The following is a 24,388-nucleotide window of genomic DNA, read 5'->3' on the forward strand; positions in this document are numbered from 1 at the left end:
GCGATGAATTTGCAAAAAAAGACAAATCAAAAACTAGAATTTGTCTATGAAATCAAGCCTACAAACTTTAGCACTCTACCTGACGATAAAAAAATTGTTGCACTAGGCAGGTTTTTCAACATAATCTCATCTATTCAAAAACCGGTCCGAATATTGATGATAAAAGAACCTCTGACACTGGAAATGGGAACAGATATGAGGACACTACAAATTCCAAGAACCTACCTTGTATCAGAGGAACCACTGGAACAGTTTCTGCAACAAACAGGATTAGAGTATTCTGTGGCTACGAACAAACCTAAATGGGACATACAGGAAGAACGGCTATCTTTTCTAAAATTAAAAGACGGTAGTCTGGCAAAATGCTATACATTGTATGGGATTCCTGCCACACTTTCAGCAGCATGGGCTCATCAGCTACTCGCATACGTAGACTTGGTGTCAATAAGAATGAGGCCAATTGAGAATCATAGGGCAATATCATCAATTAACAGAATCGTGGGATTGATAACCGCGAGCACGGCAAAAAACCCAGCTGCGCACTATAAATATGAAAAGGGAATGGATCTGCTGCAAGCACTCGCAAGGCAAGAGACAAGATTATTCAAATGCTCGCTTGTAATAATGATACGAGCGCAGCATTCATTTGCATTGAAACTGGCCGACAAGAACTTCAAAAATGCCACAAGATCAACCTTGTCATCATTTGAAGCTACACCGACAATGCAGATGGGAATGCTTGAGAATGGGATTGGAAAGCAGCTCTACTTTGAGCTTGGCTCTTGCGCCATATTCTATCCCTTTGTCTCAGCTGACATGATTGAGATACCGAACGGTGTTGCTCTTGGAATAAACATGAACACACTTGCCCCAGTCATCTTTGACTACTCACAAAGGGACAACTACAATATACTGCTGCTCGCAACCTCAGGTGCAGGTAAATCCGTTACGGCAAAAACAATACTTGCCCGACTGATAAAAAAATATCCAACATCTCACGTCTTTGTGGTCGATCCTAATGGTGAGTATGAAATAGTGGCAGACTTTCTTCAAATACAAGTAATCAGGGCCACCGAAGAGAAAGAACTTGGCCTTGATCCATTCAATCTTTTCAAACCTGATGATGCGGCGGAAATAATTGGTGATATATCAAAGGCAGATAATGTAGTGAGAAAGGAATTTCGAGCCAAAGCTCAGGGATGTAAATCGATAATAGACCTGTACGAGAAAGTTGACAAGCTGGCGCAAAGCTATCTTAAGGATCTGGTGACTGGCTCCCTTCACGAAGTTCTCAGTGGAGAGTCCAAGCTTGAGGACAGAGCAGTGATCTCGCTACGTGGCACTTCTGGAGAGGAAAGAATTTCCATGTTGTTGCTTTTAGCTCTTGGCAAGATCTGGAAAAAGATAAACTCGTTACCTGTAGCAGTGCCAAAAATACTACTAATTGACGAGGGTTGGATGTTGTTTAACATGTCAAGCGCTGGCAAGTTTCTAGATATGATAGCACGCATGGGTAGAAAGTTTAACGTAATTTTCATATTTATCACGCAAAGACCGGAAGATGTCATCGAAAACCAGTATGGCAGGGCCATCGCGGAAAATGCTGCTACAAAAATATTCCTGCAAAATACGGAACAGGCATCGGAGAAGATCAAAAAGGCAATGGATTTGTCCGAGCAAGAAGCTGACATGCTAAAAACGCTCTCAAGAGGACAGTGTCTTTTTTTAACAAAAGATTATCGCCTTAGAGTCCAGATAACGCCATCAGACGACGAGCTTAAAGTGTTTTCAACTACACCTATGGACAAGTGAGTGTATTTGGCTGAACAATCGTTTTATATCGTTGTCACGCCACCTGATTGTTGTTCACTGGTATAGTTGAGGGAACTGGTAGGATACTTGGTATAAAAAAAAATACCGACCGCAGAAGTGCAGTAAAGCTGACAGTAGATCTTGGTAGAAATGCAAAAGGACTAAAAATAGGACAAAGCGTTGCCATAAACGGCGTATGCCTTACTGTGACGGGAATCTCAAAATCAAAATGCGATTTTGAGATGATTGATGAGACAACAAAAAAAACCGATCTTGGAAACCTAAAGGTTGGGGGTATAGTGAATATTGAGCGCAGCTTGAAAGTGGGAGACAGGATGGAAGGACACTTTGTCCTGGGCCACGTGGATGGAGTTGGAACTATAACAAAAATAGAGAAAAGACCAAAGGAAATAAAGATCTGGTTTGAGATCCCAAAACACCTAAGCCGGTTCATTGTACAAAAAGGCTCAATAGCAATTGATGGAATCAGCCTCACCGTGGTTGATGTGAAAAAAAATCTTGCATCGGTATGTCTTATCCCACATACTGTGGAGGTAACTAACTTTCAGATACGAAAGATAGGCGACAAAGTTAATATTGAAACCGACATCCTTGGCAAATATCTTCTAAAACAGGAATAATTTACTACCAAAATAGTGGTAATTACTAATTTTCTAGTAAACCTTATAATTGCGCGCAAACCGAGTTTATCATATGAGCATCGATGATGCAATAACCTCGCTAAGGCAGGGTGAATTCATCTTACTATATGACTCGGGAGGGAGGGAAAACGAGGTGGATATGGTGGTGGCTGCTCAATTCGTAACGCCAGAACACATATCAAGAATGAGGCAGAATGCGGGTGGTCTTATCTGTCTTGCAATAAACGATTCTTTTGCACAAAAGCTAAATCTGCGGTACATGCATGATATACTATCCCGCTCATCGGACATCGATACTGACTCCAAGCAGATGATAATGGGAACTGCACCATACGGAGATCATCCGACGTTTTCGATATCTATTAATCACAAAAAGACGTTCACCGGAATAACTGATCTTGACAGGGCACTTACAATAAAAGAACTTGCCAAGTTGTACAATTCAAACGAGCCCAAAAAAGAGTTTACATCTACTTTCAAAACGCCGGGACATGTTCCATTATTGCTTGCATCAAACGGGCTTTTGGCAAGCAGACAAGGACACACTGAAATGTCAGTATATCTGGCAGAAATATCCAAGCTCATACCGGTAACTGCAATTTGTGAGATGATGGATTCTCAAACATACTCTGCACTTACAGTTGACAAGGCCCGTAAGTTTGCCAAGGAAAATGCAATTCCATTTATAGATGGCAAGGAATTGTTAGAGTTCTCAAAGGTGCACTAGCATGAATGTTGCAATAGTCACGGCGGAATTCAATGAAGAGATAACATCCCGAATGCTTGAGGTCGCATCTGAGAAGGCAAAATCGCTAAATCTTAACATCAAATATTCCTGCAAGGTGCCAGGCGCCTATGATATGCCAATAGTGGTGGATGCGTTACTGCAAAGAAAGGATGTTGACGGGGTCATCACGCTTGGCGCAATAATAAAGGGACAGACAAAGCACGACGAGGTAATTGCTCAATCGACTGCAAGGTCGCTCACAGAACTTTCAGTAAAATATCAAAAACCAGTATCGCTTGGAATATCCGGCCCTGGAATGCAGGAACGACACGCATATGCCAGAATACGCCCAGTTGCTGAAAGGGCGGTGGAGGCCGTACTAAAACTATCAAAAGAGCTTGAAAAAATACGATGATCCAGATAACTATAATCAAGATAACCGAATACGGACCGTGGACGCTCACACTAGGCAGCGACAGGGAACATGAACTACAAATGCTGCAAGCAGAACTTTACAAGGAAATCCAAAAGCTGTTCTCTGAGAAAAACTGCATCGTATTCTCAAACAGATTTGACGAATTCTTTGTAGTTACAAACGGACTTTCCTTGCAGGATCACATCGAAATACAAAAAAAGATGCAGCAGGTATCCAGTCTTAAGCTAGCAATGTCAATAGGATATGCTGAGACACCTTTTGAGGCCAATCTTAAAGCATACGAGGGAAAAAAGACGCCCGTGATCTTGGACAGTAACCACACAATATACGGATTTATCAACGGCAAGTCGGACTTTGTCACAATAATGCATCTTGATGTGGAGAACCTGACGATGAGACGTAAGATAGAGTCCCCATATGAGATATCGTCAATCATTTTCAAGCTGTACTCTAGAATGTCAGAGTTTTTTCTGCAGAAAAAATCACTTACCTTCTTTATGGGAGGCGATAACTTTATGGTAGTCTCGGCAGGAAAACATAAGGAAAACGCAAAAGAGTTTTTAGATATTGCAAAAAAGGAATTTGGAATCACGCTCAACTGCGGGATAGGAACAGGCAGAACTGCAAGAGAGGCAGTAAAGCTTGCAACAAACTCGCTTGACACAATACGCAAAATAAGGGACTCTGAGAAGCCTAAACCGGAAATTTACGAAATGTCATGCTTTTAAAAAATATCAGCATACTTTATGGAAAAGACCTGAAATACGTGCCGTCTGCAAGCATACAAATCACAAATCAAAAATTTGGAAAGATGACCTCGTCCGTTTCCGGAGGCAAGGCAGTTGATTGCGAAGGATTACTACTTGTACCGGGATTTGTAAACATGCACACTCACATAGGTGACTCAATAGCAAAAGACGCAGTATTAAGTGGGACGGTGGACAGTAAAATACACCCAATTTTTGGCGCAAAACAGCGAATACTCAAGAACTCTATGCCTGAACACCTTGCAAGCTTTATGAAAAACACGTGTTATTCCATGTTGAAAAAAGGAATCACAACGTTTGTCGATTTCCGGGAAGGTGGTCTTGAAGGAGTCCACCTGATCAAAAAAGCGCTCTCTACAATGCCAATTAGATCTGTCGTGCTTGGGAGACTAGAATACTATCAGGACAAAGATCAGATAAGAAAAAACACTCCGCTAAGAACAAATGACAAGAAAACACTTACAAAAATACTCCGGCATTGTGACGGCCTCGGTGTCAGCGGAGCAAACGAGAATAGCGATTCTGTTCTACAATATTACTCAAAAACAGGAAAAATTCGCGCCATACACAGCTCAGAAACAACTCAAAGCGTACGAGTTTCCAAAATGGTGACTGGACGCTCCGAAACAGAAAGAGCACTTGCTATAAAACCTCACTTTCTGGTACATATGACATTCGCATCGAATTCGGATCTGGCTCTTGCGGCAAAAAAGACACGCGGAATAGTAATATGCCCTCGTGCAAATGCGGCACTTGCAGAGGGCATACCGGATTTTATGAAAATGAGGAACGCTGGCTGCACCGTGGCAATAGGCACCGACAACGTAATGGTAAATTCGCCTGACATGCTCAAGGAAATGGATTATCTGTGGAAGGTGACCATGGGGACACATAGAACTGGAGTGGATCCAAAAGAAATACTAAAAATGGCAACGGTGAACGGCGGGATTATACTTGGAAAAAAAATCGGCTCTGTTGAAGAGGGATATCTGGCAGACGGATTTTTCATTGACAAACATGCAGTTGACCTTGAGCCGATTCACAACCCACACGCATCTCTAGTGCACAGGGTTACAGAGCACGCAATACGTGCAGTAATGATTGGGGGCCAAATAGTGCATGGAAAGATCTAGACCGTTTGTAATAATGAGTGCAGCGATGAGCATTGACGGCAAAATTGCCACAAAAAACGGTGACTCTAAACTATCTTCAAAACAGGACCTTGTGCGTCTGCACAGGATGAGGGCTAATGTGGATGCCATACTTGTTGGAAAGAACACTGTGGAAGTAGATGATCCGCTACTGACAGTAAGGTACACAAAAGGCAAAAATCCGGTACGAATAATACTTGATTCCAAAGCTCAGATAAAGCCCAGATCAAAAATTCTCAAAACCGCACATATAATACCAACAATAATTGCCGTCTCCAAGAATGCCCCAAAAAAGAATCTTGCACGACTTGACAAGTATCCTGTGGAGGTGATGGTGATTGGTGATAATAAGATAGATCTGCGGAAGCTTCTTGTCGTACTAAAAAAACGTGGAATCAAAACAGTGCTTGCAGAAGGTGGTGGCACAATGAATTGGGAGATGGTGAACAGGCGCTTGGTAGATAGACTGGTAATAACTGTAACACCATATCTTGTAGGTGGTGCAGATGCAATAACCCTTGTAGAGGGTACGGGTTTTGCAAAAATACAAAATGCTGTGAAATTGAAATTGCGTAATGTGTCTAGGCAGAAAAACGAATTGGTTCTGTATTATAGCTGACGTCGCATATCATTTCTAATTTCAGTTATTTTTGACTCTAGAGCCTTTTTGAGCTTGTCGTTTTTCTTTAGGTTGACAACTTGGCCGCACCTTGGGCACTTGAAGAACATTTCCAGAGCTGTCTCGAATGTGATCCTTGGACAGTCTTCATTTCCACAATGGTAAAACTGTGATGAATTCTCATAATCAAGTCTCTGCTGCAGTCTCTCGGCAATCTTTTTTTTCTGGTTTTCAATAAAATTTTCTACCTCGTCCTTCCTTGAGCGCCACCTGTAAACGAACCAGCCCTTTCTCTCATCCTTTACCCTGATTCCTGTAATGAGTGCCTTGCCAAAAAGATCATAGAGCACTTTTCTTACCATGTTTATTCTAAGTCCTGTGGAACTGGCAATTTCTTCATCTGTTGCATCTTCTGCCTTTAGCAGGGCACGTGCAACTTTGAGGTATTCATCCCCGCCGATCATGGCAGAGATTCTTACAAACGGATCCTCGTACGATTCAACCATGACTATCAGACAGACTTTGTCTATTTATTCAATCGCTTTTATCCCGCACATTTTTGCCCTTCTCTGAGGGTATGATTTCAAGTCGCGCGTTATCGTACTTGACGTCAAACTGCCTTCCCTGTTGTATGCGGTCCAAAACAATTGCTAGGGCGGAGATTTCCGAGTGCGGCTGGTTTCCCACTGCAACATTATAGTCTGCATAATCGTACACTTCACGTGGAACCTTCTCTGCGCCTACAACAATTAGTATTTCTTTTTCGTCGGCAAGTTTTTTCTGTATGTGATTGATGCCCTCCCCGTACATGGTAAGGTGCACTATCTTGACAGATTCCTTCTTTTTTGACTTGAGAAGCTTTCTCCAGTCCTCGATAAACTCTATCTTAAACTTGCCTCCCCATGTTTTGTTTACTTTGTATATGGTCTCCTTGATTTCAGGGTTGACCTCGTTCATATAGATTCTTGATGCCCCAAATGCGCGCGATACAAGCGCCACGTGAGTAGTGACCCTGTCATCACGAACAAGCCTTTGACCTATCCTTAAAACCTCAATCATCAAAATCCACCAAGTCCGGCCTCTTTGGCGGCTGCTTTATTTGCGGTTCTTGCTCTCCAAGCATTTTTCCTGCCAGCTCAAGAAGCTTTGAGATGTTCTGCTTGGTTACAGCGGAAACGGGAACCCATTTTTTGTTCTCTGATAGTCCTAAAAGATCTGCCTTTTCCAAGATTTCCTCTGGCGCCACCAGATCAGATTTGTTTAGTGCATAGATTACCTTCTGCTGATCCACCTCAAGATCTGCCATGGTTTTAAGGCAGCTTCTTAGCTTCTTTTTCAACTCGAGCGGGGAATCACTTACATCTATTACTACAATTACCACGTCTGCATATTTTAGCTCCTCAAGCGTGGATTTGAACGCCTCTATCATATACGCAGGTAGTTTGCTTATGAATCCGACAGTATCTGAAATAAGAGTCGGTTTACGCTCAACTAAAAACTTGCGCGTAGTTGTTGAAAGTGTGGTAAACAGTTCTGGGCTTTCCTTTTTTGCTTCGCCGGTAAGCGTGTTAAACAAGGTTGTCTTTCCTGCAGATGTGTATCCTGCAAGCGATATGGTCTTGAATCCTACACGTCGCCTTGCCTCGCGATGCAAGGCCCTTTGCCTGCCCATCTTTACAAGCTTTGATTTGATACTCTTCATCCTGTTCTGGATGTCATTGTAATAAGTGTCCACTTCATACATTCCTATTCCCATAAACCCTGGCTGCTCTCCCATCTTGGCAAGTCGCACCTTTTCCTTCGCTCTTGACATTTCATATCTGAATTGGGCCAGCTTTATCTGCAGACTCGATTCGTGGCTTGTAGAACGTCTTGCAAATATCTCAAGAATGAGAGATTCTCTGTCAAGTATGTTTGTCTTCAAGGTGGATGCCAGATTATAGTTCTGGCTTGGCCTGAGCACCTCATCATAAATTATGACGTCCGGTTTTATCCTGAGCACAATCTCCTTTAGCTCCTCTACCTTTCCCTCACCTAAACCATATTTTGGCCTGTCAAGAAACTTTTGCCTGATTATTTTTTCCACCTTATAGTCGGCTGCATCGCACAAGCCAAGGGCTTCTTTGATCGAGTCCTCATTGTCGTACGTGATAAGAATTGCAGTTTGACTCATAATGACAACTCAGGGTCTTTTTTTGAGCATTTTCTCAATGTTCATATTGAGCACAATCTCTGCGATGTCACTTGCGTACTCTGCAATTCTTGTGATATTTCCTATCATCCTCTTTATCCTAAATGCTTCCTCCTCATCTTTTATTGATTTGAGTGATTCTAGAATTCTTTTCTCATACTTTGATATTTCTGAGGATTTCTTGATGGCAAGCTCTGCCTGATTGAAATCTTCCTTGAACAATGCCAAGCAAGCCTGATCCAGAACTGATGTGGAAAATTCATTCAGGCTCTCGATTTTTTCCATCGCGTCCTTTCTTACCGGCTTTTTGAATTCCAGCAGATCCTTGGCAATAAGCGAGGCATGATCTCCGGTCCTTTCTATGTTCTTCACTATTATTCTATAACCTAGACATTGTCTTGCATTATCAAATCCCATGTCCTTTAGCATGTGCTCGTTCTGAATTGCAATCTTTAACTGTCTTATGATGTAAAATCCGAATCTGTCTACTTCATCATCGCTGTCGATTACTTCCTTTGCAAGCTCTACATTACCTTCCTTTACAGCTAAAAGTGCGTCCTTTAACATTGATTTTGCAAGGTGCAGCATCCTTTTGAACGCCCCATCAACTGATAGTTCCAGTAGGTTTACAAGAACTTGTATTGTGATGCCGTCAACTGAATCGGAGATTATCTCTGCACCCATAAGCATTCCCTTTACGGCAGATTTTATCGCATTTCTCTGACCTGGCTGCAACCTGTCAGCTTTTGGTTTTATCTGGATTGTCTTGTAGCCAAGAAAATACAATGATACGAGCTTTCTTACTATGGTTGCATTATCGTCGTCTCTGCTGATTTCAAGTATGGCATCTTCTTGCTGGACTAACTTTGCTTGATCTTTTGCAGGAAGAATCTTGAGCGCTGATTTGCCTTCACGTGTTATCGTAATCTGATCCCCTTGCTTTAAGCCAAGGTCGATAACCCATTGCTTTGGAAGCGATACAATGTATGATGACTTGCCTGTGAATTGAATCCTTCTTGTTTCTTCTCGTTCTGACACAATATAGGTAATAATTGCTTCTATATAGATTGTTGATTTCATATGCGAAAGTGGTCGATTCGCTGGCTTAAGTGGTGCGTACATATTTGTGAGCATGGGCCACAGAGCTATTAGTCCTGCGATAACTAGCATATTTCTGATCGGATTAGCTGTAACTGGTGCTGTATCTGCCGGAAATGCCATGTTCAAACAAAATGATATCTCCCAAAAGTCCGCACGCCTTGACATTCTTGATGCCCAGCTTATCCGGCTTGGAGATGACAAGGCGTATTTTGGCTTCACGGTAAAAAACACCGGCACCGTTACCTTTGCATCTGTGAATATACGTATGTCTGATGGAACTGGGGCCCTCCAGATATTTACTGATGAGAGCTTGCTTGAACCGGGGGATCAGATTAGCAAATATCTGATCGATGATATGGTGTTAGATTCTGGAGTAAAATATCTGGTGCATATTGACGGTGTGACAACTAGTGGTTCAGCATACAGCATTGCGCAAACTGTGACGGCAAGAGGCTGAATGTCATGCGTGTTAAGACAAATTTAAAACCCTCATTCGGAATCTGCCCGAATCTGAGAAAGACGCGAGGTATCTCAGAAGCAGTTTCTGCAATGGTTCTGCTGACTGTAATTGCAACAGTTTCAATTTATGCCATGAGTAATTCAACAAAAAATACTACCGAGCATGGACTTTCGATATCAGATGTAATGGAACAAAAGGGAATGCGTACTCAGGAGCTACTAAGCGTAATATCAAAAAACGTCTCGCAAGATAAGATTGTCTTAGAAGTGATTAATTATGGAACTAAGGAATTTCTCATTAACAAGATATTCGTTGACGGCAACGAGTCTGCATTTACAGTTTTAAGCGCTGAAGGTACTCATATTGAGAATCGGACACTAATGCCACGTCAGATATTGAGCCTGCATGTTCCACAATCCGGTCAAACACTGCAGATTCTTACTGATTCTGGTAACATTTTCAACTTCGATTTGGGCTTTTAAGGCAACCGTGTTTTGAGCAGGTGAGAATAATCGGATGTTTTCTCATGGTGATAGCAACGGTGATAATGGTACAATATGCCGGTGGCTCAAATCAGAATGATGATTTGTATCAAGACAAGTCATACGATATTGTCAGCTCAAATCCGGAAGTATTGTATGGCTGGCATGTTTCTGCTGGTGGCCAACGGATTAGAGGTGATACCTGGTATCTTGGATCATGCATGATATGGGTTGATACAATTATCACAAAGTCTTATTCAGGTGAATTTGTAAGAAACAATCCGGACAACTCGTTCTATCCGGGTGATGGTTTTTCCTATTCTTTCACTTATGGCTGGTCAGGTGATCCACTGGAATGTCAAAATCTTACCGTATGTCCTCTTTATTCCAAGCACATAACGCCTGGCAGCAACATTGACTGCAACCTTGGAAATCTAAAGGTAGTTCAAAGAAAGGCTTCGGATGGTGGCAATACCATGACTTTATCTGGAACTGCCAATATCTCTGTTGACGAGAATGCCTCAGGTCACTACATAGGACTCCAAATTAATGCGCAAAGGTGGGGTTGTTATTTTCCAGAGGGAGTACCTGCAACGTGTGGTTGGGTACAGATCTCAACGACAGGAGGCTTTGCACCTTCTGTTCTGAGGCCGAACGTTCAGCTTGCGTTATCGCATGAATATGTGGATGACTCTGACGGTTACAGATCTGCAAATTTGGACGGCACGTACTATCTTTGGGATGCAATCAATGTAGTGCATGAACCAATATACAAATGGAAAAAAGACAGGGTTGGTACGCTGTCAGTAAGAATAGCAAAAGTGCATAATCTGGAGATTGAAAAAGAATTCCAGTGTGAGGTAAAAGCATGCAGCCACACACTTGTACACGATGGATTCTTACCGTGGTCAAGAAATTACGAGTATGGCGATGGTCATACCGTCTACAACGCAACAGACAAGGGCGAAATTAGAAAACACACAATTGCATATGTAGCAGAATTGTACAATTTGGGGCAGATCGTTAAGAAAGCATCCAACTCAACGGACATACTAGTAGTAGCATACGAGCCGATATTTACTGCCCATCCCTACCTCGTACTAAAAGACGAGCAATGGTGGAGCTGGTCCAACAGGCAGGGGATAGCGTTAGATTACAAAGGATCCTTGGGAAGTGGTACGGATGATTTGCATAAAATCCATGAAAATCGGAGAAGCAAGATAAATGCACATGTCTATACTGGCCATGCATACAATCCAATAAGTAAGGTGCCTCTAACTGAGGTTTTTCTATGGAGCGAAGCCAATCCGATTTCAAGGGAGCCAGAATATGGATGTGCAGATGAAGAGTTTGATTTGTCATCATTTGAAGCAAAAAGTGAAAGGACTGCAATGTTCGTTAAGGCCGGATATGGTAAGATTGCATTTTCATATCCTATACTCAAAACAATGTTGGAAAAACGATACATAAATGCGACAATTGATAACACTTTGCAATCTGTAAATTTTGCAGGATTAAAAACAAGAAATCTCACTGAATATCAGTACCAGTATCCTGATGTGAAATTCAACAATCCAATCAAAATACTCACATATGATTCTGAAGGGTCAAGAACGGAACTACCAGTACAGGTAAGCATGACTCCTGATTTGACCAAAGACGCAATGTACATACATGATTACACATGCAAGAAAATCTTACGGGATACGGGAAACCCAAAGCTTGCACACATAATAGTCTCTGATATGTATGGCAAGGCAAACACTGCAAGCGGGAGGGGATATCTTAACATGAAGGCACATCTTACGTCTATTTGGTTTCCGTCATTTTACTCAATTCTGTCAGACGATCCACTATCAATTCCCATTCATCAGGGATATAGAACGCTTTCACCATACGATATTGCAATAACTGTGGGGGATAAGAATAGAACACTGAGCCGCGTTGTAAGTTTTCTATCTCCCTTCGTACATATAGTGAATCTTGATTCTGACAACCATCTTAACGTGACTCAAAGTAACGGCCTCGTAAGAATCAATCCACATGAAACATTTGGCGAGATAGAAACAGTTTCTGTCAACGGTGTATTCTTGGAAGAAAACTGCACGAATGGTTGCACCACTACGGATAAGGGAGACGATCTTGAGATTGAAGCCTGGAATATCTGGGGTGGGCGTGCTCTAGGCTATGTAAAAAGATACAAGACAAGTATGCAAGAAGAACACGATTGGGACGCTATACTAATTGCAGCAATGATAATGCTGGTAGGCGTATTCATATGGAGATTCTCAGGACAGATCCTACAGTATCTAGGGCTCAAAAGAGCCTAAGTTGCAAACTTGCTCTTGAACTCGATGACTTCTATGTTTCTGCCGTCAATTATCTCATGAGTTATCTTGGGCTTGAAATTTGGCTCATCCTTTGGGAGTATCTTGCCCGCCGCATCGGCCTGAAAATACGTGACTGTAGCCACGGTTACTACAAGCACGAGTATTAGCAGTATTGTAGTCTTCATGTGGTTTCAATTATCCCTTATTATTAAAGCAGAAAGGAAATTTCCTGTAAATTATGATTCCATTTTGGTAATCTGTATTCTGGAAATCTTTTTTACGCTTTTGTGGCCAACAAAATCGATGGCTGATTTGACATTCAATGAAAGAATGATTCTCATCCAACATGCAATCAAAAAATACGAGAACGAAGCAGTGTTACTTGAGAAGCTCAAATCTGTGCTTCCAGAAAAGGACATTCAGAGGAGCCTTGATACTTTGATCGGTACGCAAAGGGTAAGGAGAATAGGACCTGACATACTCCAAAATAATGAGAGTCATACTGAGCTTCCGGATCTGCCAGAAAATCTCAAATCACTCATCGAAAATCTCTGAATTCTCATGCAATCCAGTCTCTCGACAAATTTTTAATTAACTGGCAATCATCATCTGTGATACAATGGAAGAAATACTAACTCAAATCGGGGAGTTATCGCCAGTTCTGATAATGGGGCTGGGGCTGGCAATTGGATTGGAACATGCATTTGAGCCAGATCATGTCGCAGCTGTAGGCACACAAGTATCAAAAGGAAGATTTGCCCAGAAAACAACAAAACAGATAGTAAAATCAGGAGCAATAAAATCGTCCATTTTAGGCGCAATGTGGGGGGCTGGACATACAACCACATTGGTACTGGTTGGACTTCTAGTCTATGCATTGGCAATAAATATAGAACAGCAGGTTTTTTCAGGACTGGAATTCACAGTTGGGATTATGTTGGTTATTCTTGCAATAACCACAATGCTTAACAAAAAATTCAGATTCAAACACAGGCACCCACACCAACACAAAGATGGAACAATTCATTATGATGCACATGATCATTTGGATGTAAATCACAGACATGGTCACCATTCCTATCTGATTGGATGTATCCATGGCCTTGCTGGAAGCGGTAGTCTTGTGGTAATTACCGCAGCTACACTGAACAATACTGCTATGGTTCTTAGCTTTATTCTGATATTCGGCATAGGTTCTATTATCGGAATGGCTCTGGTAAGCGGAATACTGGGTCTCCCATTTGCATTGTCTTCAAAAGCTGAAAGAATACACAGAATTTTGCGTTATGCAGCAGGAGCATTCTCACTGCTAATAGGCATTAACATACTGTACAGCGTAGGCATAGTTGATAATCTGTTCGGACTCTAAAATCCCCTAAGTCCTACTGGCCTTACAACCTCGGGGTGTTGCTTCATCCAAGCTATTTTTTCTAACATGGCTTGTTTGTCGTGAGGAAACGTTCCTTTAATCGTATAGGCGTTAGAACCGTGATTTGCCCTAAAGATGACGTCATCATTTACGTCAATCTGTCGTATTAGATCCTCAAGCTCATCGAGCGCTTCCGAATCACTTACTGGAACGAACGGCTCGCCAAACTTTGTCAGAAACTCTTCTTTTATTCCGTTTTCAAGATACAAAGTCAGTGCTCCTACATAATGTGGGGATGCCTCGTTTAGGACTCTGGCAGTGCCACGTATGTGTTCTTTTGAATGAGTCTTTCCGCCAAGTCCAAGTATCACCATGCATGATAGTATGTATCCTGCCGCCTTTGCTTTCTTGCAGGCCCTGACTATGGTTGTAGCTGTGGCCCCCTTTGTTACTTTTTTTAGAACAATATCTGAGCCGCTTTCTATTCCAAGATAAAACATGTTAAGACCACTGTCGCGTAGAGTTTTGAGTTCCGATTCTGATTTTTTAAGAACGTTCATTGGCATTGCATAACATGCTATTCGTTCAAGCACCGGGAATTTCTCATACAGATATTTTACGATTTTTTGCATATATTCGGCATCAAGATTCAACGCGTCTCCGTCCGCAAGAAAGATTCTTTTTGTCTGGGGCAGAATTTTTGACATCATATCTATCTCTGCCTTTACCTCGTCCCACGGCCTTTCTGAATACTCTTTTGTTCTGTACATATCGCAGAATGAGCATTTGTTGTATGAGCATCCTAGCGTGACTTGGAATATGAGTGAGTCTGCCTCTGAGGGAGGTCTGTATAATGGATAATCATAGTTTAACATCATTTGAGTATCTCTAAGCAAGTTTAGTATATTATTTTTCGGTGGAAAACGTTTTTCTTCTAACACAAAATCTGACTCGTAATGGCAAATGACCCATACGCCAAGCGACTTTTGTGGTTTGTTTTTGCTGGCTCTAGGGGAGGCGTAAACAGGCTCAAACTGGTCAAGGCCTTACTGGAAAAACCTCTCAATGCAAACCAGCTCGCAAAGGAGATGGGTATTGACTATAAAGCAGTACTACACCATGTAGGAGTTTTGGAAAAAAACAACATTATCACCAGGCTTGGCGAGAAATACAACGTTACATTCTTCATATCCAATTTTCTTGAGGCTAACATGGAGTCCTTTGAGCAGATAGCAGGGGAACTGGAAAAAAGTAAATAAGCTATATTGGGGGTCTTTTCTAAATGGAGACAACTTCTGCTGTTCTATCTGGCGTTTCGATTGCAAACATGATAGTGCTTGGAATCCTGATGTTCGTGTTCGGCCGGATGTATGCTAGGACAAAGGCGCAGCTACCACTTGGCATGATTGTGTTTTCGGTGATGCTGTTCCTGCACAACACTATAGGAGCATATGCGTATTTTTCAATGTCGCAGCTTTTCTCACATGAAATATTCCCGTATCTGCTTGGAGTACACATTGCAGAACTTGCGGGTATTCTGATATTCCTAAAAATAACGATGGACTGAATCTATTTGTATACGGTTTTTCCAATATCCGCATGAAGACCAGCTATCGAGAATATCTTAAGCTAAACAAGAATCTGATAATCTCGTTTTTAGTTGCGCTAATTGCATCTGCAACAGTCGCACAACTGTTTTCAGAAGAAGAAAGCTACGTAAATAGTAGCTATACCGTGATAGTGGATTTTACTGTGTTCTATTCCTCATTTAGCATCCTATTCTATATTGACAATCGAAAAAGATATCGTCTGCCCGACGGTAAAACTGACAATAATCAGCTAAAAAAAGATCTTGTAAAGATAATCTCGTCCCTTGGAGTTGGGGAGATAATATACATGGCCACTAGATGGTATTTGCAGTATTATTTCCTGACACTTGAATACGAACCATACATTGCTTCAACGATAGCTCATCTGGCGTCTACACTGGTATACATGATAGCTGTAAATCTGAGTGTCAAGTTTACAAGACTGTACAAGCATGACGCTTAGCATATACGTGGACGGTTCTGGCGGTGAAAACTCAGGGTACGGGTACTTTGTAAAAGAGACAGGTGAATCATATTATGAAAAAAGGAAGGGAATAACAAACAATCAGGCCGAATACTTGGCAATAATTGCCGCCATGGAAAAGTTTGCCCAAATGGATGAAGAGATAATCATATATTCGGATTCAAAAAATACAGTGTCGCAACTTAATCATGAATACGCCATAAACTCCGAGCAGCTTCGGGAGCTTGCAAGGCAAGCATGGTCTGTCATGGGAAAGATTCCAAATCTGAAGATAGTGTGGATTCCAAGAGCACAGAATCTTGCAGGCAAGATGCTTGGTAGCTAAAAATAACGACCTTGCAGCTCCATGTTTGATCCCCTCCAAAGTGGGAATTAAGCCCACAAAATGAGACGGAATCGATTCTTGGCATTCGATTACCTATCTTGACAAGATAATCACTGATAAGCTGAATGCACGATATGCAGATCGCCTGTACTAAGAATAGTTTATTATGGAAATATAGTCAGCCACAATTACATGGCAGATTCAGCATTCTTATCGCCAAAATCTATTGCAATAATCGGCGCGTCTGACAAGGAAGGAAGTGTCGGTCGTGCAATCACTTCTAATATAATGAAAGGGTACAAGGGTAAAATCTTTCCAATATCGCCTACACGTGACAAGGTCTTTGATATGTCTGCATTCAAAACGGTGCTCGATGTTAAAGAGCCAATTGATCTTGCAGTGGTGGTAACAAAGAACGACATTGTTCCAGGAGTGCTAGAAGAGTGCGGCAAGAAAAAGATCAAGGGTGTCATAGTAATCACTGCCGGCTTCAAAGAAGTTAACGAGGAAGGACGCAAGCTAGAGCAACAACTCAAAGACATAGTCAAAAAATATGGAATCAAGATGATAGGGCCCAACTGTCTTGGAGTGATGAACCTTGATCCAAAAACAATGATGAATTCTACTTTTCTTAAAATTACTCCCAAATCAGGACAGATAGCACTGGTATCGCAGAGCGGAGCAATCTGCGCTGCACTTGTAGAGGATGCAAGTGCACAGGGCATTGGGTTCTCGGCGGTAATCAGTCTTGGAAACAAGGCAGATCTTAGCGAGATAGATGTTCTGAAGATGTTAGCAGAGCATGAACAAACAAAGGTTATAGTAATGTACTTGGAGGACATGGGAAACGGCCAAGAGTTTCTCAAAGTATGTAAACATATCACAAAGAAGCTCAAAAAACCAGTACTAGTTCTCAAATCGGGAAGAAGTCCTGAAGGGGCAAAGGCGGCAATGTCCCACACTGGGGCTCTTATGGGCTCTGATGAGATTTATGATGCAGTGCTTAACCAATCTGGCGCTATCCGTGTAGATTCAATGGAAGAGCTGTTTGATTACGCAACTGCGTTCTCAAAGCAACCACTTCCACTAAAGGGAGATCTTGTAATTGTCTCAAATGCAGGAGGCCCTGCAATCATATCGACTGACGCATGCTCCAAGTACGGTATAAAGATGGCCTCGATCGAGGATATCAGACCTAAGATAAACGCAGTAATCCCACCTTGGGGTAGCTCAAGAAACCCGGTGGACATAGTAGGTGATGCAGATTACAACAGATTCAGCAATGTACTAGATAACGTGCTTTCGCACAAAAACGTTGGCTCCGTCATTGCAATGTGTACTCCGTCTGCAACTCTAGACTATGATAAGCTAGCAGAAGTAATAGTGGCCATGTCAAAAAAGTACAAAAAAACAATGCTTGCGTCTCTGATGGGTCTTGACGAAGGAATCAAAAATAGAGAGATACTAGCAGCTGGCGGGGTTCCATACTATACTTATGCAGAAGGAGCAATCCGCGCCCTTCGTGCAATGCTCAGATTTTCAAAATGGCTGAACACTCCTGAAGGCGCAATTACAAAATTCAAAGCTAACAAGGCAGCAGTAAAGAAGGTGTTTGCAAGCGTCAAAAAACAGGGAAGGACAAACCTGCTTGAAGAGGAAGGACAGGAGGTACTCCGCGCATACGGATTCCCTCTGCCCAAGAGCGTTCTTGCAAAAACTGCAGACGAGGCTGTCAAGGCGGCAAAGAAAATCGGATTTCCGGTAGTAATGAAGATTGCATCGCCTCAGATAATCCACAAATCAGATGCAGGAGGAGTAAAAGTAGGAGTTGCAAACGAGGAGGCAGTAAAGGAGGCGTTTGATATTATAATCAAGAACGCCAAAAAATACAACAAGAACGCGCAAATCAAAGGCGTACTTGTACAGGAAATGGTCAAAGGCGGCAAGGAACTCATAATAGGCTCAAAGCAGGAACCTGGCTTTGGCCCAGTAATAATGCTCGGAATGGGAGGAATATATGTCGAGGTTCTCAAGGACGTAACATTCCGTCTTGCACCTGTAACAAACAGAGAAGCAGATGATATGATTGACTCAATAAAAACAAAGAAGCTTCTGGACGGTGTCAGGGGAGAAAAACCAGCAGACAAAAAGAAACTATCCGAACTAATCCAGAAACTATCCGCACTTGTAACTGATTTTCCGGAAATAAAAGAGCTTGACATGAATCCTGTCCTTGTAATGGAGCAAGGAAAGGGCTGCAGAGTTCTTGATGTACGAATAGGGCTCTAATCACAACAATATTGTAAGCAGTACGATCGCTGCAGAGGCCACAGCGATAAACCCGTAAAATCCTACCTTGTATCTTGGAGTGCCTGCTGTCTTACGGAATATGTTAAAGTTGATCTTTTGTCCCATAAAATCACTTAATGAGATAATAGCGGGGCTTGATGCATGTGATACTGCGGCTCGGTGATATAGTTGCATTTCATACAAATGAACTGTGCAAATTCTTTGCCGCATAATGCACAATTCTCTGGCTGGGTGTACTCACGCAACTCCTCACCGCATTTTCTACATAGATCTACTCGCATTTTATCTCAACACTACTATACACCAAGACGATATTAGATAGGTTCAACAACTTAGCTGATTACTCATCAAAGTAGCTTAGAAGATCCTATCATGGTGTGTTTGTAAGTAATACTAACATTGGTCCAACTAGCTCAACCAAGTCATTGGAACTATGTCGTGCACGCACCGTTCAAAAGAGTCATTGCTTGGGATGCGTTTTTCTTCATTCTGGGTATTTGTACGGGAGCGGGCATAGGAGCATTCCTAGCTACCCTGTAAGGGAATGCTTTATTTTTTTAGTATATTATGAACAGCATGAACAGAAAACCGCTTGAAAAGATTTTGGACTTTACAATACTGAGTCTTGCGGTAGTCTACTTTGTCGGATTCCTGTCGTTTTATCCTGATTCTATTTTCCTCAAGGAAGCGCCATATCACATACCGCGTGAATATGAATTATATTTTGAATATGTATTGTGGGTGTTCTTTTCTATACTGGTTCTTGATCTCTATTTGAAATACAAAAAGCTGAACAGCTGGAAACAGTTCCTCAAAAAACACTGGCACGAAATTATAATGCTGGCACTAATACCCTTTCTTGCAGTGTTTAAGATTGCCAAGATTGCAATCAAGCTTGTAAAGACCATGAAAGCCTCCAAGTCTGGCTTTAAGGTATTTTACAAGGCAAAAAAAGCATCAAAGCATATTGATTAGCAGCAGCCTGGTGTCTCGCAGCATACAGTGGCCATCTTCTCTGAAGTCTCGACTATCTCGCTTATCATCCTTGAGATGTCTTTGTTTGCAATCGCATACATTGTCATCTTGCCTCTCTCACTGGCAGTTACAATGCCACACTCTTTTAGCAAGCGTAGGTGATGTGAGACTAGTGGCTGATCCTTTTTTAGCTTCATGACAAGATCGTTTACTGACATCTCGTTGTTTTTCTGCAATAGCTCCAGTATGTTAAAGCGCGTTTCCTCGCATATGCATTTGAGCAGGGTTATGCCATTCATATCAATAATAATTTATATCAATTGTAGTTTATAAGAGTTGTCGATGCCTTCGAAGAAAGTACTTTTTGTATGCGTGGAAAACGCAGGTAGGAGCCAGATGGCAGAAGGTTTTTTCAGAAAGTACTGTCCTTCAGGATACGAACCGCAGAGTGCTGGAACAAAGCCAATAGGGACAATAAATCCTCTTGCGGTGCAGGTAATGCGTGAGGCGGGGGTGGACATTACAAATCAGACTCCAAAGACTATCTCAAATTCAATGATAGAAGAGGCTTTCCAGATAGTCAACATGGGCTGCATGGACAAAGAATCATGTCCTGCCCTGTTTGTCAGGGGAATTGTAGACTGGTCCATTCCGGATCCAAAGGGAAAGACAATCGATGAGGTGAGGAAAATTCGTGATGATATAGAAAGGAGAGTGCGCGATCTTTGCAAAACCTTGGAATGAAAGGATTGTCAATAAATCAGAAGATCTTTTTTGCCGAGCTTATCGGCACTTTTGTCGTTGTGGTGTGCGCAACTGGATCTGTGGTGGCCAATGTAAAGTCTGGCGGAACGATCGGGTTGTGGTTTGAGGCCTTTGCCCCATTTGTAGCCGTGGCATTAATGGTTTATGCATTTGGAAGGATATCTCTTGCCCATTTTAACCCAGCTGTAACTGTATCGTATTTTATATCAAAACACATCACAAAGCGACAATTCTTCATCTATCTTACAGCTGAAGCAATAGGGGCTGTTCTGGCCACACTATTTGTAAAAAATGTGATTGGCACCGAAGGTAATCTAGGTGCCAACGCACCGAACTATTCATTTCCGATTCCTATGATATTCGGAATAGAGGTTCTTGCAAGTCTTCTTTTAATGGCCGTGATAATGTGTGTAGTTCACACAAAGGGATTGCGGGGATTTAGCGGAATCGCAATAGGTGGAATAATCGGCCTTGACATATTCTTTTTATCGTTCATTTCAGGTGCATCCATGAATCCTATACGAGCTCTCACACCGGCTTTATTTTCTGGCGTGCTAGGTGATTTGTGGCTGTATTGGAGCGCAACGTTTGTAGGTACATCTATAGTCGGATTTATCTACAGACGCAAATTTGTTCGCAAATAGTCAGTCGAATTTTTCTGGCCTGAGAACTTTGACATCAGACACATAGAGCACTATGGCGTAATCTGAAAACAAAGTTCTGGCAATTTCTTCTGTAACGTCTTGAAGCTTATTCTGGGGAAGTATTACCTCGATTTTCACATTCTTTTCATTTTGCAATCCTTTGCCTCGTATTCCCTTATCGCCGTTTCCTTCTGCTTCCCATACAGTGTACCCAGATACCTGATGTTTTCCAAGTATCTCAATTACGTTCTTTTGTGCTAGAATCTCACATGTCACACTGAGTAGTTTTACATCGTAAAGCTTCATCACAGATCATGACTCCAATAACCGAATAAGTCTGTTGCCGGCCAGTCGTGAATTATGGTGGATATAGTCAGCATTACAGGCAGTAATATGATAATGTTATACGGAAAAGTAATTCCCAGAGCGGATGTAATGTATAGACTGGGTTTTGCTTGCGGTATGGCAGTCCTAAGCACTGCAGGAGCTGCAATAAAGGAGGCACTAGCAAGAAGAAGCCCAAACATTACTGTGCCGCCAACACTAAGGCCTAGATATGTAGCCACAAAAACTCCGATTATGCCGTTTAGTGTTGGGATTGCAAGTGAAAACCCTATCAGAAAAACCCCTACCTTTTTTACATCATCAAGACGATGTCCTGCAATTATTCCCATCTCTATCAGAAATATGACGATGGCTCCCACAAACAGATCCTCAAAAAGGAGCTTTATCGGCGCAAACCCTTCCTTTCCTATGGTATATCCAATTATGATACTTCCAATCAGGATCACGACGGCCTTGCCTGTAATGGATTCTCGCAACACTTGGAAAAGCTTGGTTTTACTGGAATCAATTTCCAACATGCCTAGTCCATCGTTTTCAATCTCAGCGTTCTTTGCAAATGCCTGTTTTTTTGCTAGCATTTGCTTTGATACTACCATATTTGTCATGAATATTGCAAGTATGAATGCAAGGGGTTCAAGCACAGCTAATATGGCTGCGATATATCCTTCAGATTCTATTCCCTGGTTTTTCAAAAATGAAAGGCCAACAGAGAATGTTACCGCGCCGACAGCACCATATGTTGATGCAAGTGCATACGAGTCAAACACGTTGAACTTTCCCAACCGGCGGAGTATCTGATAGTGATTGAGCGTCATGAGCAAAGACAGTACTATTGCAACCAACATGGGGATCATCATACTTTCAAATCCTGTTTTCCTCATCTCAATTCCGCCATGAAGCCCAATTGCGGCAAGTAGGTATATGGGTAGAAACTCTGATATTGCCTCCGGAATTTTCAGATCCGATTTTATCCGCGCAGCTACTATACCCAAAATGAAAAATAGCACAATAGGGGTTAGAATATTGTCTTGAATTAGGCCTAATATGTCCATTAAATCAGCTCAGAAAATTTTATGGTGTTATAGCATATGTTACACAAAAAGAATCAATCTGTCTTACAATTAACACACAGAACATTTTTTCAATCGTTATAAATATGTGCTTGTCACTATGGTTTTTCTACATTATAAATTTTGAAAATTTGTCCAATCTACCTTAAGTGTCAATCGTTGTTTAATTTCATGAATGTGCAAATGATCTTATTCGTTATCTTTACAATTTCTATTTTGTTTATCATCACTGATGTGATTTATGTAGAATCTGAACAAATACAATCAGATGCAATGTGGGGATTCGGCGAAAATCTCAAGACAGGAGACCGATTTTCATATCGCATTTGTGAGTATTCTTTACATATTCCGGAATTGCCAGAGCCATGCTATGATATAACTATGCATTTCTTACATCTGCTACCGACGACACATGGAAATACATGGATAGTTGCTACTGAGATTTTTCACGCTCAAAAACAAATCAACACTGTCTTTCATATTGATGCAGACTCGTTTGAAATTACTTCCGAGGGAGCTACTATTCAATATGCCAGCTCGCTTGAGAGGACCTTGGAATGGATAAAAAAATACGCCCATAAGATGCGGCCACAATCCCTTGCAGTGGGTAAATCGTGGGGGGTTGTGGCAACAGATGCCGGCTCACCTATAACTTTGATGGTGAGCCAGACGGATTTTATGACCACCCAAAATGATGATTTTGTTGCCTACAAGATAGGCTATGAATTAACAAAGGAAAGCCATGTCTACGTAAAAGATGGGTTCCCATTTCCACTGGAAATGGCAATATACAAGCCAGTTTCAGGCCAACTTCAGCCCTTGATGTTTACGGCGACCTTGATTTCTCATTCCGTCTCACATGTTTTCTGTGATCCACCGACCTCAGTACCAAAAATACCGTCGTATTTTGGAGCTAAAATTGAACTTGACAAGGACAATTTATCAGACCAGAACAAACCGCATTCATATCACAAGACATCAGAACAAGGCAACAGTTTACCATCAGAATCAAAGACAACTGATGCGCCTGATATCGAGGACTCCGTTGGTTCTAATGTAATATCCTATGCAAAATTTCTAGAGATTATCAAAAATATGACCGGACAGAATATTGGTGATGATATACATTCCAGCAACAAGACGATAGTAGGTAATGTTACCGGTACTGTCTCAAAAGTTGCGGAAAATAACACAATAAACGTGCATTAGCATGTATATGTAATATAAAAAAGAAAGAAAGGGGTTAGTTTCGTGGTTTCCAGCTGCTTATCCAAGAGTTGATAATGTTCTGATTCAGCTCTGCAAATGCATTTGAGTTCTGGTTGACAGTCTTGATGTTCTGGATTGTTGCATCAAATGCTGTCTGTATGACCTTGCTGTTTGTCTCAACTGCTTTTACAAAGGCATCGGTAGTCTCTGAAATTACTGCAACTGTTGTCTCTGGAATCGATGTGTTCACGCCAGCCTTGTTTGCATAGTTTTGCGAAATCGAGGTTGCAGTGTGCACAAAGTTGCTCCAGGCAGAGAACATCTCCTGACTCAGATTTGTGTACGATTGCAGTGACTGTGTTGCTGTTTTCTCAAAGGTACTTTTTACTTTATCAAAACTCTTGGCATAGACTGAAAATACGTCTTTTTGATTTTCGTTTGTTGCCATTTTGTTTTTCACCTTTTGTTTGGAATGGAATGTAGCCTTGCCCTTTTTCTGAGTGAGGTTTTTTATTCCATTCATTGGTTTTATACACCAATGGATGGTATTTAAGGATTTGGTTTT

General features: G+C 41.7%; 32 protein-coding genes. 21 read left to right on the top strand and 11 right to left on the bottom strand.

Annotated features, from left to right (window positions below; genetic code table 11):
- Window positions 1–9 precede the first annotated feature (9 nt).
- The 7 genes from NITUZ_RS01090 (at window position 10) to NITUZ_RS01120 (ending at window position 6,174) form a co-directional block, all read left to right on the top strand.
- The gene (locus tag NITUZ_RS01090) at window positions 10–1,812 is read left to right on the top strand and encodes a VirB4 family type IV secretion system protein (protein WP_177309432.1); all 1,803 of its coding nucleotides are present in this window, start codon (window positions 10–12) and stop codon (window positions 1,810–1,812) included.
- A gap of 50 nt (window positions 1,813–1,862) precedes the next feature.
- Entirely contained in the window at window positions 1,863–2,453 is a 591-nt protein-coding gene (locus tag NITUZ_RS01095) for a riboflavin synthase (protein WP_048194380.1), read from the top strand.
- Window positions 2,454–2,526: 73 nt separating this feature from the next.
- Window positions 2,527–3,201 carry a 3,4-dihydroxy-2-butanone-4-phosphate synthase gene (ribB, locus tag NITUZ_RS01100; protein WP_048194382.1) on the top strand — a complete coding sequence of 225 codons (675 nt, stop codon included), beginning with the start codon at window positions 2,527–2,529 and terminating at the stop codon, window positions 3,199–3,201.
- 1 nt (window position 3,202) lies between these two features.
- The gene (ribH, locus tag NITUZ_RS01105) at window positions 3,203–3,616 is read left to right on the top strand and encodes a 6,7-dimethyl-8-ribityllumazine synthase (RefSeq protein ID WP_048194384.1); all 414 of its coding nucleotides are present in this window, start codon (window positions 3,203–3,205) and stop codon (window positions 3,614–3,616) included.
- Window positions 3,613–4,365 (top strand): GTP cyclohydrolase IIa, encoded by a 753-nt coding sequence (locus NITUZ_RS01110; RefSeq protein WP_048194390.1) that lies wholly within the window; start codon window positions 3,613–3,615, stop codon window positions 4,363–4,365. Before ribH ends, NITUZ_RS01110 begins: the two co-directional genes overlap by 4 nt.
- Window positions 4,356–5,537 (top strand): amidohydrolase family protein, encoded by a 1,182-nt coding sequence (locus NITUZ_RS01115; RefSeq protein ID WP_048194392.1) that lies wholly within the window; start codon window positions 4,356–4,358, stop codon window positions 5,535–5,537. Before NITUZ_RS01110 ends, NITUZ_RS01115 begins: the two co-directional genes overlap by 10 nt.
- A complete protein-coding gene (locus tag NITUZ_RS01120) occupies window positions 5,524–6,174 on the top strand; it encodes a 2,5-diamino-6-(ribosylamino)-4(3H)-pyrimidinone 5'-phosphate reductase (protein ID WP_048194394.1) in 651 nt (216 codons plus the stop codon). Before NITUZ_RS01115 ends, NITUZ_RS01120 begins: the two co-directional genes overlap by 14 nt.
- Here NITUZ_RS01120 and NITUZ_RS01125 read toward each other — a convergent pair.
- From NITUZ_RS01125 to NITUZ_RS01140, 4 genes are read right to left on the bottom strand one after another with little or no spacing between them, the layout of a single operon-like run.
- Window positions 6,165–6,680, bottom strand: coding sequence for a transcription factor (locus NITUZ_RS01125; RefSeq protein WP_048194396.1), 516 nt, complete (start codon window positions 6,678–6,680; stop codon window positions 6,165–6,167). The genes NITUZ_RS01120 and NITUZ_RS01125 overlap by 10 nt on opposite strands.
- A 28-nt stretch (window positions 6,681–6,708) precedes the next feature.
- Window positions 6,709–7,236, bottom strand: a complete 528-nt coding sequence (locus NITUZ_RS01130) for a tRNA (cytidine(56)-2'-O)-methyltransferase (protein ID WP_048194398.1) — start codon at window positions 7,234–7,236, stop codon at window positions 6,709–6,711.
- Window positions 7,226–8,347, bottom strand: coding sequence for a GTPase HflX (gene hflX, locus NITUZ_RS01135; RefSeq protein WP_048194400.1), 1,122 nt, complete (start codon window positions 8,345–8,347; stop codon window positions 7,226–7,228). The genes NITUZ_RS01130 and hflX overlap by 11 nt, the downstream gene beginning before the upstream one ends.
- Window positions 8,348–8,356: 9 nt before the next feature.
- Window positions 8,357–9,403 (bottom strand): phosphate uptake regulator PhoU, encoded by a 1,047-nt coding sequence (locus tag NITUZ_RS01140; RefSeq protein ID WP_048194871.1) that lies wholly within the window; start codon window positions 9,401–9,403, stop codon window positions 8,357–8,359.
- 88 nt (window positions 9,404–9,491) lie between these two features.
- Here NITUZ_RS01140 and NITUZ_RS01145 point away from each other — a divergent pair, with 88 nt between their 5' ends.
- From NITUZ_RS01145 to NITUZ_RS01155, 3 genes are read left to right on the top strand one after another with little or no spacing between them, the layout of a single operon-like run.
- The gene (locus tag NITUZ_RS01145; RefSeq protein ID WP_155991196.1) at window positions 9,492–9,923 is read left to right on the top strand and encodes a hypothetical protein; all 432 of its coding nucleotides are present in this window, start codon (window positions 9,492–9,494) and stop codon (window positions 9,921–9,923) included.
- 5 nt (window positions 9,924–9,928) lie between these two features.
- Window positions 9,929–10,408: a hypothetical protein gene (locus NITUZ_RS01150; protein ID WP_048194404.1), complete on the top strand. Its 480-nt coding sequence runs from the start codon at window positions 9,929–9,931 to the stop codon at window positions 10,406–10,408.
- A gap of 44 nt (window positions 10,409–10,452) precedes the next feature.
- A complete protein-coding gene (locus NITUZ_RS01155) occupies window positions 10,453–12,738 on the top strand; it encodes a hypothetical protein (protein WP_048194406.1) in 2,286 nt (761 codons plus the stop codon).
- Here the strand turns inward: NITUZ_RS01155 and NITUZ_RS01160 are convergent.
- Entirely contained in the window at window positions 12,735–12,923 is a 189-nt protein-coding gene (locus tag NITUZ_RS01160) for a hypothetical protein (protein ID WP_048194408.1), read from the bottom strand. The two genes, NITUZ_RS01155 and NITUZ_RS01160, sit on opposite strands and share 4 nt — an antisense overlap.
- A gap of 118 nt (window positions 12,924–13,041) precedes the next feature.
- On the opposite strand from NITUZ_RS01160, the gene NITUZ_RS01165 reads away from it, so the two are divergent.
- Both NITUZ_RS01165 and NITUZ_RS01170 read left to right on the top strand, forming a co-directional pair.
- Window positions 13,042–13,293: a hypothetical protein gene (locus tag NITUZ_RS01165; protein ID WP_048194873.1), complete on the top strand. Its 252-nt coding sequence runs from the start codon at window positions 13,042–13,044 to the stop codon at window positions 13,291–13,293.
- A 64-nt stretch (window positions 13,294–13,357) separates the two neighbouring features.
- Window positions 13,358–14,107, top strand: coding sequence for an urease accessory protein UreH domain-containing protein (locus NITUZ_RS01170; protein WP_048194412.1), 750 nt, complete (start codon window positions 13,358–13,360; stop codon window positions 14,105–14,107).
- Here the strand turns inward: NITUZ_RS01170 and NITUZ_RS01175 are convergent.
- A complete protein-coding gene (locus NITUZ_RS01175) occupies window positions 14,104–14,985 on the bottom strand; it encodes a radical SAM protein (protein ID WP_048194875.1) in 882 nt (293 codons plus the stop codon). The two genes, NITUZ_RS01170 and NITUZ_RS01175, sit on opposite strands and share 4 nt — an antisense overlap.
- Before the next feature lie 78 nt (window positions 14,986–15,063).
- Here NITUZ_RS01175 and NITUZ_RS01180 point away from each other — a divergent pair, with 78 nt between their 5' ends.
- The 5 genes from NITUZ_RS01180 to NITUZ_RS01200 all read left to right on the top strand — a co-directional run bounded on the left by NITUZ_RS01180 (window position 15,064) and on the right by NITUZ_RS01200 (window position 18,794).
- Window positions 15,064–15,366, top strand: a complete 303-nt coding sequence (locus tag NITUZ_RS01180) for an ArsR/SmtB family transcription factor (protein ID WP_048194414.1) — start codon at window positions 15,064–15,066, stop codon at window positions 15,364–15,366.
- Between the two features lie 23 nt (window positions 15,367–15,389).
- Window positions 15,390–15,674, top strand: a complete 285-nt coding sequence (locus NITUZ_RS01185; protein WP_048194416.1) for a DUF8036 family membrane protein — start codon at window positions 15,390–15,392, stop codon at window positions 15,672–15,674.
- A 32-nt stretch (window positions 15,675–15,706) separates the two neighbouring features.
- Window positions 15,707–16,159, top strand: coding sequence for a hypothetical protein (locus NITUZ_RS01190; RefSeq protein ID WP_048194419.1), 453 nt, complete (start codon window positions 15,707–15,709; stop codon window positions 16,157–16,159).
- Window positions 16,149–16,505 (top strand): reverse transcriptase-like protein, encoded by a 357-nt coding sequence (locus NITUZ_RS01195; RefSeq protein ID WP_048194422.1) that lies wholly within the window; start codon window positions 16,149–16,151, stop codon window positions 16,503–16,505. The genes NITUZ_RS01190 and NITUZ_RS01195 overlap by 11 nt, the downstream gene beginning before the upstream one ends.
- Before the next feature lie 192 nt (window positions 16,506–16,697).
- Window positions 16,698–18,794 carry a 4-hydroxybutyrate--CoA ligase gene (locus tag NITUZ_RS01200; RefSeq protein ID WP_048194424.1) on the top strand — a complete coding sequence of 699 codons (2,097 nt, stop codon included), beginning with the start codon at window positions 16,698–16,700 and terminating at the stop codon, window positions 18,792–18,794.
- Here the strand turns inward: NITUZ_RS01200 and NITUZ_RS10325 are convergent, their stop codons facing one another.
- A complete protein-coding gene (locus NITUZ_RS10325) occupies window positions 18,795–18,920 on the bottom strand; it encodes a hypothetical protein (RefSeq protein ID WP_255569379.1) in 126 nt (41 codons plus the stop codon).
- 471 nt (window positions 18,921–19,391) lie between these two features.
- On the opposite strand from NITUZ_RS10325, the gene NITUZ_RS01205 reads away from it, so the two are divergent.
- A complete protein-coding gene (locus tag NITUZ_RS01205; RefSeq protein WP_048194878.1) occupies window positions 19,392–19,790 on the top strand; it encodes a hypothetical protein in 399 nt (132 codons plus the stop codon).
- Here NITUZ_RS01205 and NITUZ_RS01210 read toward each other — a convergent pair.
- Window positions 19,787–20,089, bottom strand: coding sequence for an ArsR/SmtB family transcription factor (locus NITUZ_RS01210; protein ID WP_048194426.1), 303 nt, complete (start codon window positions 20,087–20,089; stop codon window positions 19,787–19,789). The two genes, NITUZ_RS01205 and NITUZ_RS01210, sit on opposite strands and share 4 nt — an antisense overlap.
- A gap of 43 nt (window positions 20,090–20,132) precedes the next feature.
- Between NITUZ_RS01210 and NITUZ_RS01215 the strand changes: the two genes are divergently transcribed.
- Both NITUZ_RS01215 and NITUZ_RS01220 read left to right on the top strand, forming a co-directional pair.
- Window positions 20,133–20,534, top strand: a complete 402-nt coding sequence (locus tag NITUZ_RS01215) for an arsenate reductase ArsC (RefSeq protein WP_081844820.1) — start codon at window positions 20,133–20,135, stop codon at window positions 20,532–20,534.
- Complete coding sequence (locus NITUZ_RS01220) at window positions 20,531–21,199, top strand: MIP/aquaporin family protein (RefSeq protein WP_048194428.1); 669 nt, start codon at window positions 20,531–20,533, stop codon at window positions 21,197–21,199. The genes NITUZ_RS01215 and NITUZ_RS01220 overlap by 4 nt, the downstream gene beginning before the upstream one ends.
- On the opposite strand, the gene NITUZ_RS01225 is transcribed toward NITUZ_RS01220, so the two are convergent.
- A complete protein-coding gene (locus NITUZ_RS01225) occupies window positions 21,200–21,505 on the bottom strand; it encodes a P-II family nitrogen regulator (protein WP_048194429.1) in 306 nt (101 codons plus the stop codon).
- Window positions 21,505–22,596: a sodium-dependent bicarbonate transport family permease gene (locus tag NITUZ_RS01230; protein ID WP_048194431.1), complete on the bottom strand. Its 1,092-nt coding sequence runs from the start codon at window positions 22,594–22,596 to the stop codon at window positions 21,505–21,507. The genes NITUZ_RS01225 and NITUZ_RS01230 overlap by 1 nt, the downstream gene beginning before the upstream one ends.
- Before the next feature lie 234 nt (window positions 22,597–22,830).
- Between NITUZ_RS01230 and NITUZ_RS01235 the strand changes: the two genes are divergently transcribed.
- Window positions 22,831–23,823: a hypothetical protein gene (locus tag NITUZ_RS01235; RefSeq protein ID WP_048194433.1), complete on the top strand. Its 993-nt coding sequence runs from the start codon at window positions 22,831–22,833 to the stop codon at window positions 23,821–23,823.
- Window positions 23,824–23,857: 34 nt separating this feature from the next.
- On the opposite strand, the gene NITUZ_RS01240 is transcribed toward NITUZ_RS01235, so the two are convergent.
- Window positions 23,858–24,346: a hypothetical protein gene (locus NITUZ_RS01240; protein WP_081844821.1), complete on the bottom strand. Its 489-nt coding sequence runs from the start codon at window positions 24,344–24,346 to the stop codon at window positions 23,858–23,860.
- Window positions 24,347–24,388: the final 42 nt, after the last annotated feature.

Source organism: Candidatus Nitrosotenuis uzonensis, assembly GCF_000723185.1.
GTDB lineage: Archaea > Thermoproteota > Nitrososphaeria > Nitrososphaerales > Nitrosopumilaceae > Nitrosotenuis > Nitrosotenuis uzonensis.

What these genes read in the sequence shown, in the direction of transcription:
- ribB (WP_048194382.1), top strand. Translation starts at nt 2,527, where the DNA reads ATGAGCATCGATGATGCAATAACCTCGCTAAGGCAGGGTGAATTCATC.
- ribH (WP_048194384.1), top strand. Translation starts at nt 3,203, where the DNA reads ATGAATGTTGCAATAGTCACGGCGGAATTCAATGAAGAGATAACATCC.
- NITUZ_RS01110 (WP_048194390.1), top strand. Translation starts at nt 3,613, where the DNA reads ATGATCCAGATAACTATAATCAAGATAACCGAATACGGACCGTGGACG.
- NITUZ_RS01115 (WP_048194392.1), top strand. Translation starts at nt 4,356, where the DNA reads ATGCTTTTAAAAAATATCAGCATACTTTATGGAAAAGACCTGAAATAC.
- NITUZ_RS01120 (WP_048194394.1), top strand. Translation starts at nt 5,524, where the DNA reads ATGGAAAGATCTAGACCGTTTGTAATAATGAGTGCAGCGATGAGCATT.
- NITUZ_RS01125 (WP_048194396.1), bottom strand. Translation starts at nt 6,680, where the DNA reads ATGGTTGAATCGTACGAGGATCCGTTTGTAAGAATCTCTGCCATGATC.
- hflX (WP_048194400.1), bottom strand. Translation starts at nt 8,347, where the DNA reads ATGAGTCAAACTGCAATTCTTATCACGTACGACAATGAGGACTCGATC.
- NITUZ_RS01150 (WP_048194404.1), top strand. Translation starts at nt 9,929, where the DNA reads ATGCGTGTTAAGACAAATTTAAAACCCTCATTCGGAATCTGCCCGAAT.
- NITUZ_RS01155 (WP_048194406.1), top strand. Translation starts at nt 10,453, where the DNA reads ATGGTGATAGCAACGGTGATAATGGTACAATATGCCGGTGGCTCAAAT.
- NITUZ_RS01160 (WP_048194408.1), bottom strand. Translation starts at nt 12,923, where the DNA reads ATGAAGACTACAATACTGCTAATACTCGTGCTTGTAGTAACCGTGGCT.
- NITUZ_RS01165 (WP_048194873.1), top strand. Translation starts at nt 13,042, where the DNA reads ATGGCTGATTTGACATTCAATGAAAGAATGATTCTCATCCAACATGCA.
- NITUZ_RS01170 (WP_048194412.1), top strand. Translation starts at nt 13,358, where the DNA reads ATGGAAGAAATACTAACTCAAATCGGGGAGTTATCGCCAGTTCTGATA.
- NITUZ_RS01175 (WP_048194875.1), bottom strand. Translation starts at nt 14,985, where the DNA reads ATGATGTTAAACTATGATTATCCATTATACAGACCTCCCTCAGAGGCA.
- NITUZ_RS01180 (WP_048194414.1), top strand. Translation starts at nt 15,064, where the DNA reads ATGGCAAATGACCCATACGCCAAGCGACTTTTGTGGTTTGTTTTTGCT.
- NITUZ_RS01185 (WP_048194416.1), top strand. Translation starts at nt 15,390, where the DNA reads ATGGAGACAACTTCTGCTGTTCTATCTGGCGTTTCGATTGCAAACATG.
- NITUZ_RS01190 (WP_048194419.1), top strand. Translation starts at nt 15,707, where the DNA reads ATGAAGACCAGCTATCGAGAATATCTTAAGCTAAACAAGAATCTGATA.
- NITUZ_RS01195 (WP_048194422.1), top strand. Translation starts at nt 16,149, where the DNA reads ATGACGCTTAGCATATACGTGGACGGTTCTGGCGGTGAAAACTCAGGG.
- NITUZ_RS01200 (WP_048194424.1), top strand. Translation starts at nt 16,698, where the DNA reads ATGGCAGATTCAGCATTCTTATCGCCAAAATCTATTGCAATAATCGGC.
- NITUZ_RS10325 (WP_255569379.1), bottom strand. Translation starts at nt 18,920, where the DNA reads ATGGGACAAAAGATCAACTTTAACATATTCCGTAAGACAGCAGGCACT.
- NITUZ_RS01205 (WP_048194878.1), top strand. Translation starts at nt 19,392, where the DNA reads ATGAACAGAAAACCGCTTGAAAAGATTTTGGACTTTACAATACTGAGT.
- NITUZ_RS01210 (WP_048194426.1), bottom strand. Translation starts at nt 20,089, where the DNA reads ATGAATGGCATAACCCTGCTCAAATGCATATGCGAGGAAACGCGCTTT.
- NITUZ_RS01215 (WP_081844820.1), top strand. Translation starts at nt 20,133, where the DNA reads ATGCCTTCGAAGAAAGTACTTTTTGTATGCGTGGAAAACGCAGGTAGG.
- NITUZ_RS01220 (WP_048194428.1), top strand. Translation starts at nt 20,531, where the DNA reads ATGAAAGGATTGTCAATAAATCAGAAGATCTTTTTTGCCGAGCTTATC.
- NITUZ_RS01225 (WP_048194429.1), bottom strand. Translation starts at nt 21,505, where the DNA reads ATGAAGCTTTACGATGTAAAACTACTCAGTGTGACATGTGAGATTCTA.
- NITUZ_RS01230 (WP_048194431.1), bottom strand. Translation starts at nt 22,596, where the DNA reads ATGGACATATTAGGCCTAATTCAAGACAATATTCTAACCCCTATTGTG.
- NITUZ_RS01240 (WP_081844821.1), bottom strand. Translation starts at nt 24,346, where the DNA reads ATGAATGGAATAAAAAACCTCACTCAGAAAAAGGGCAAGGCTACATTC.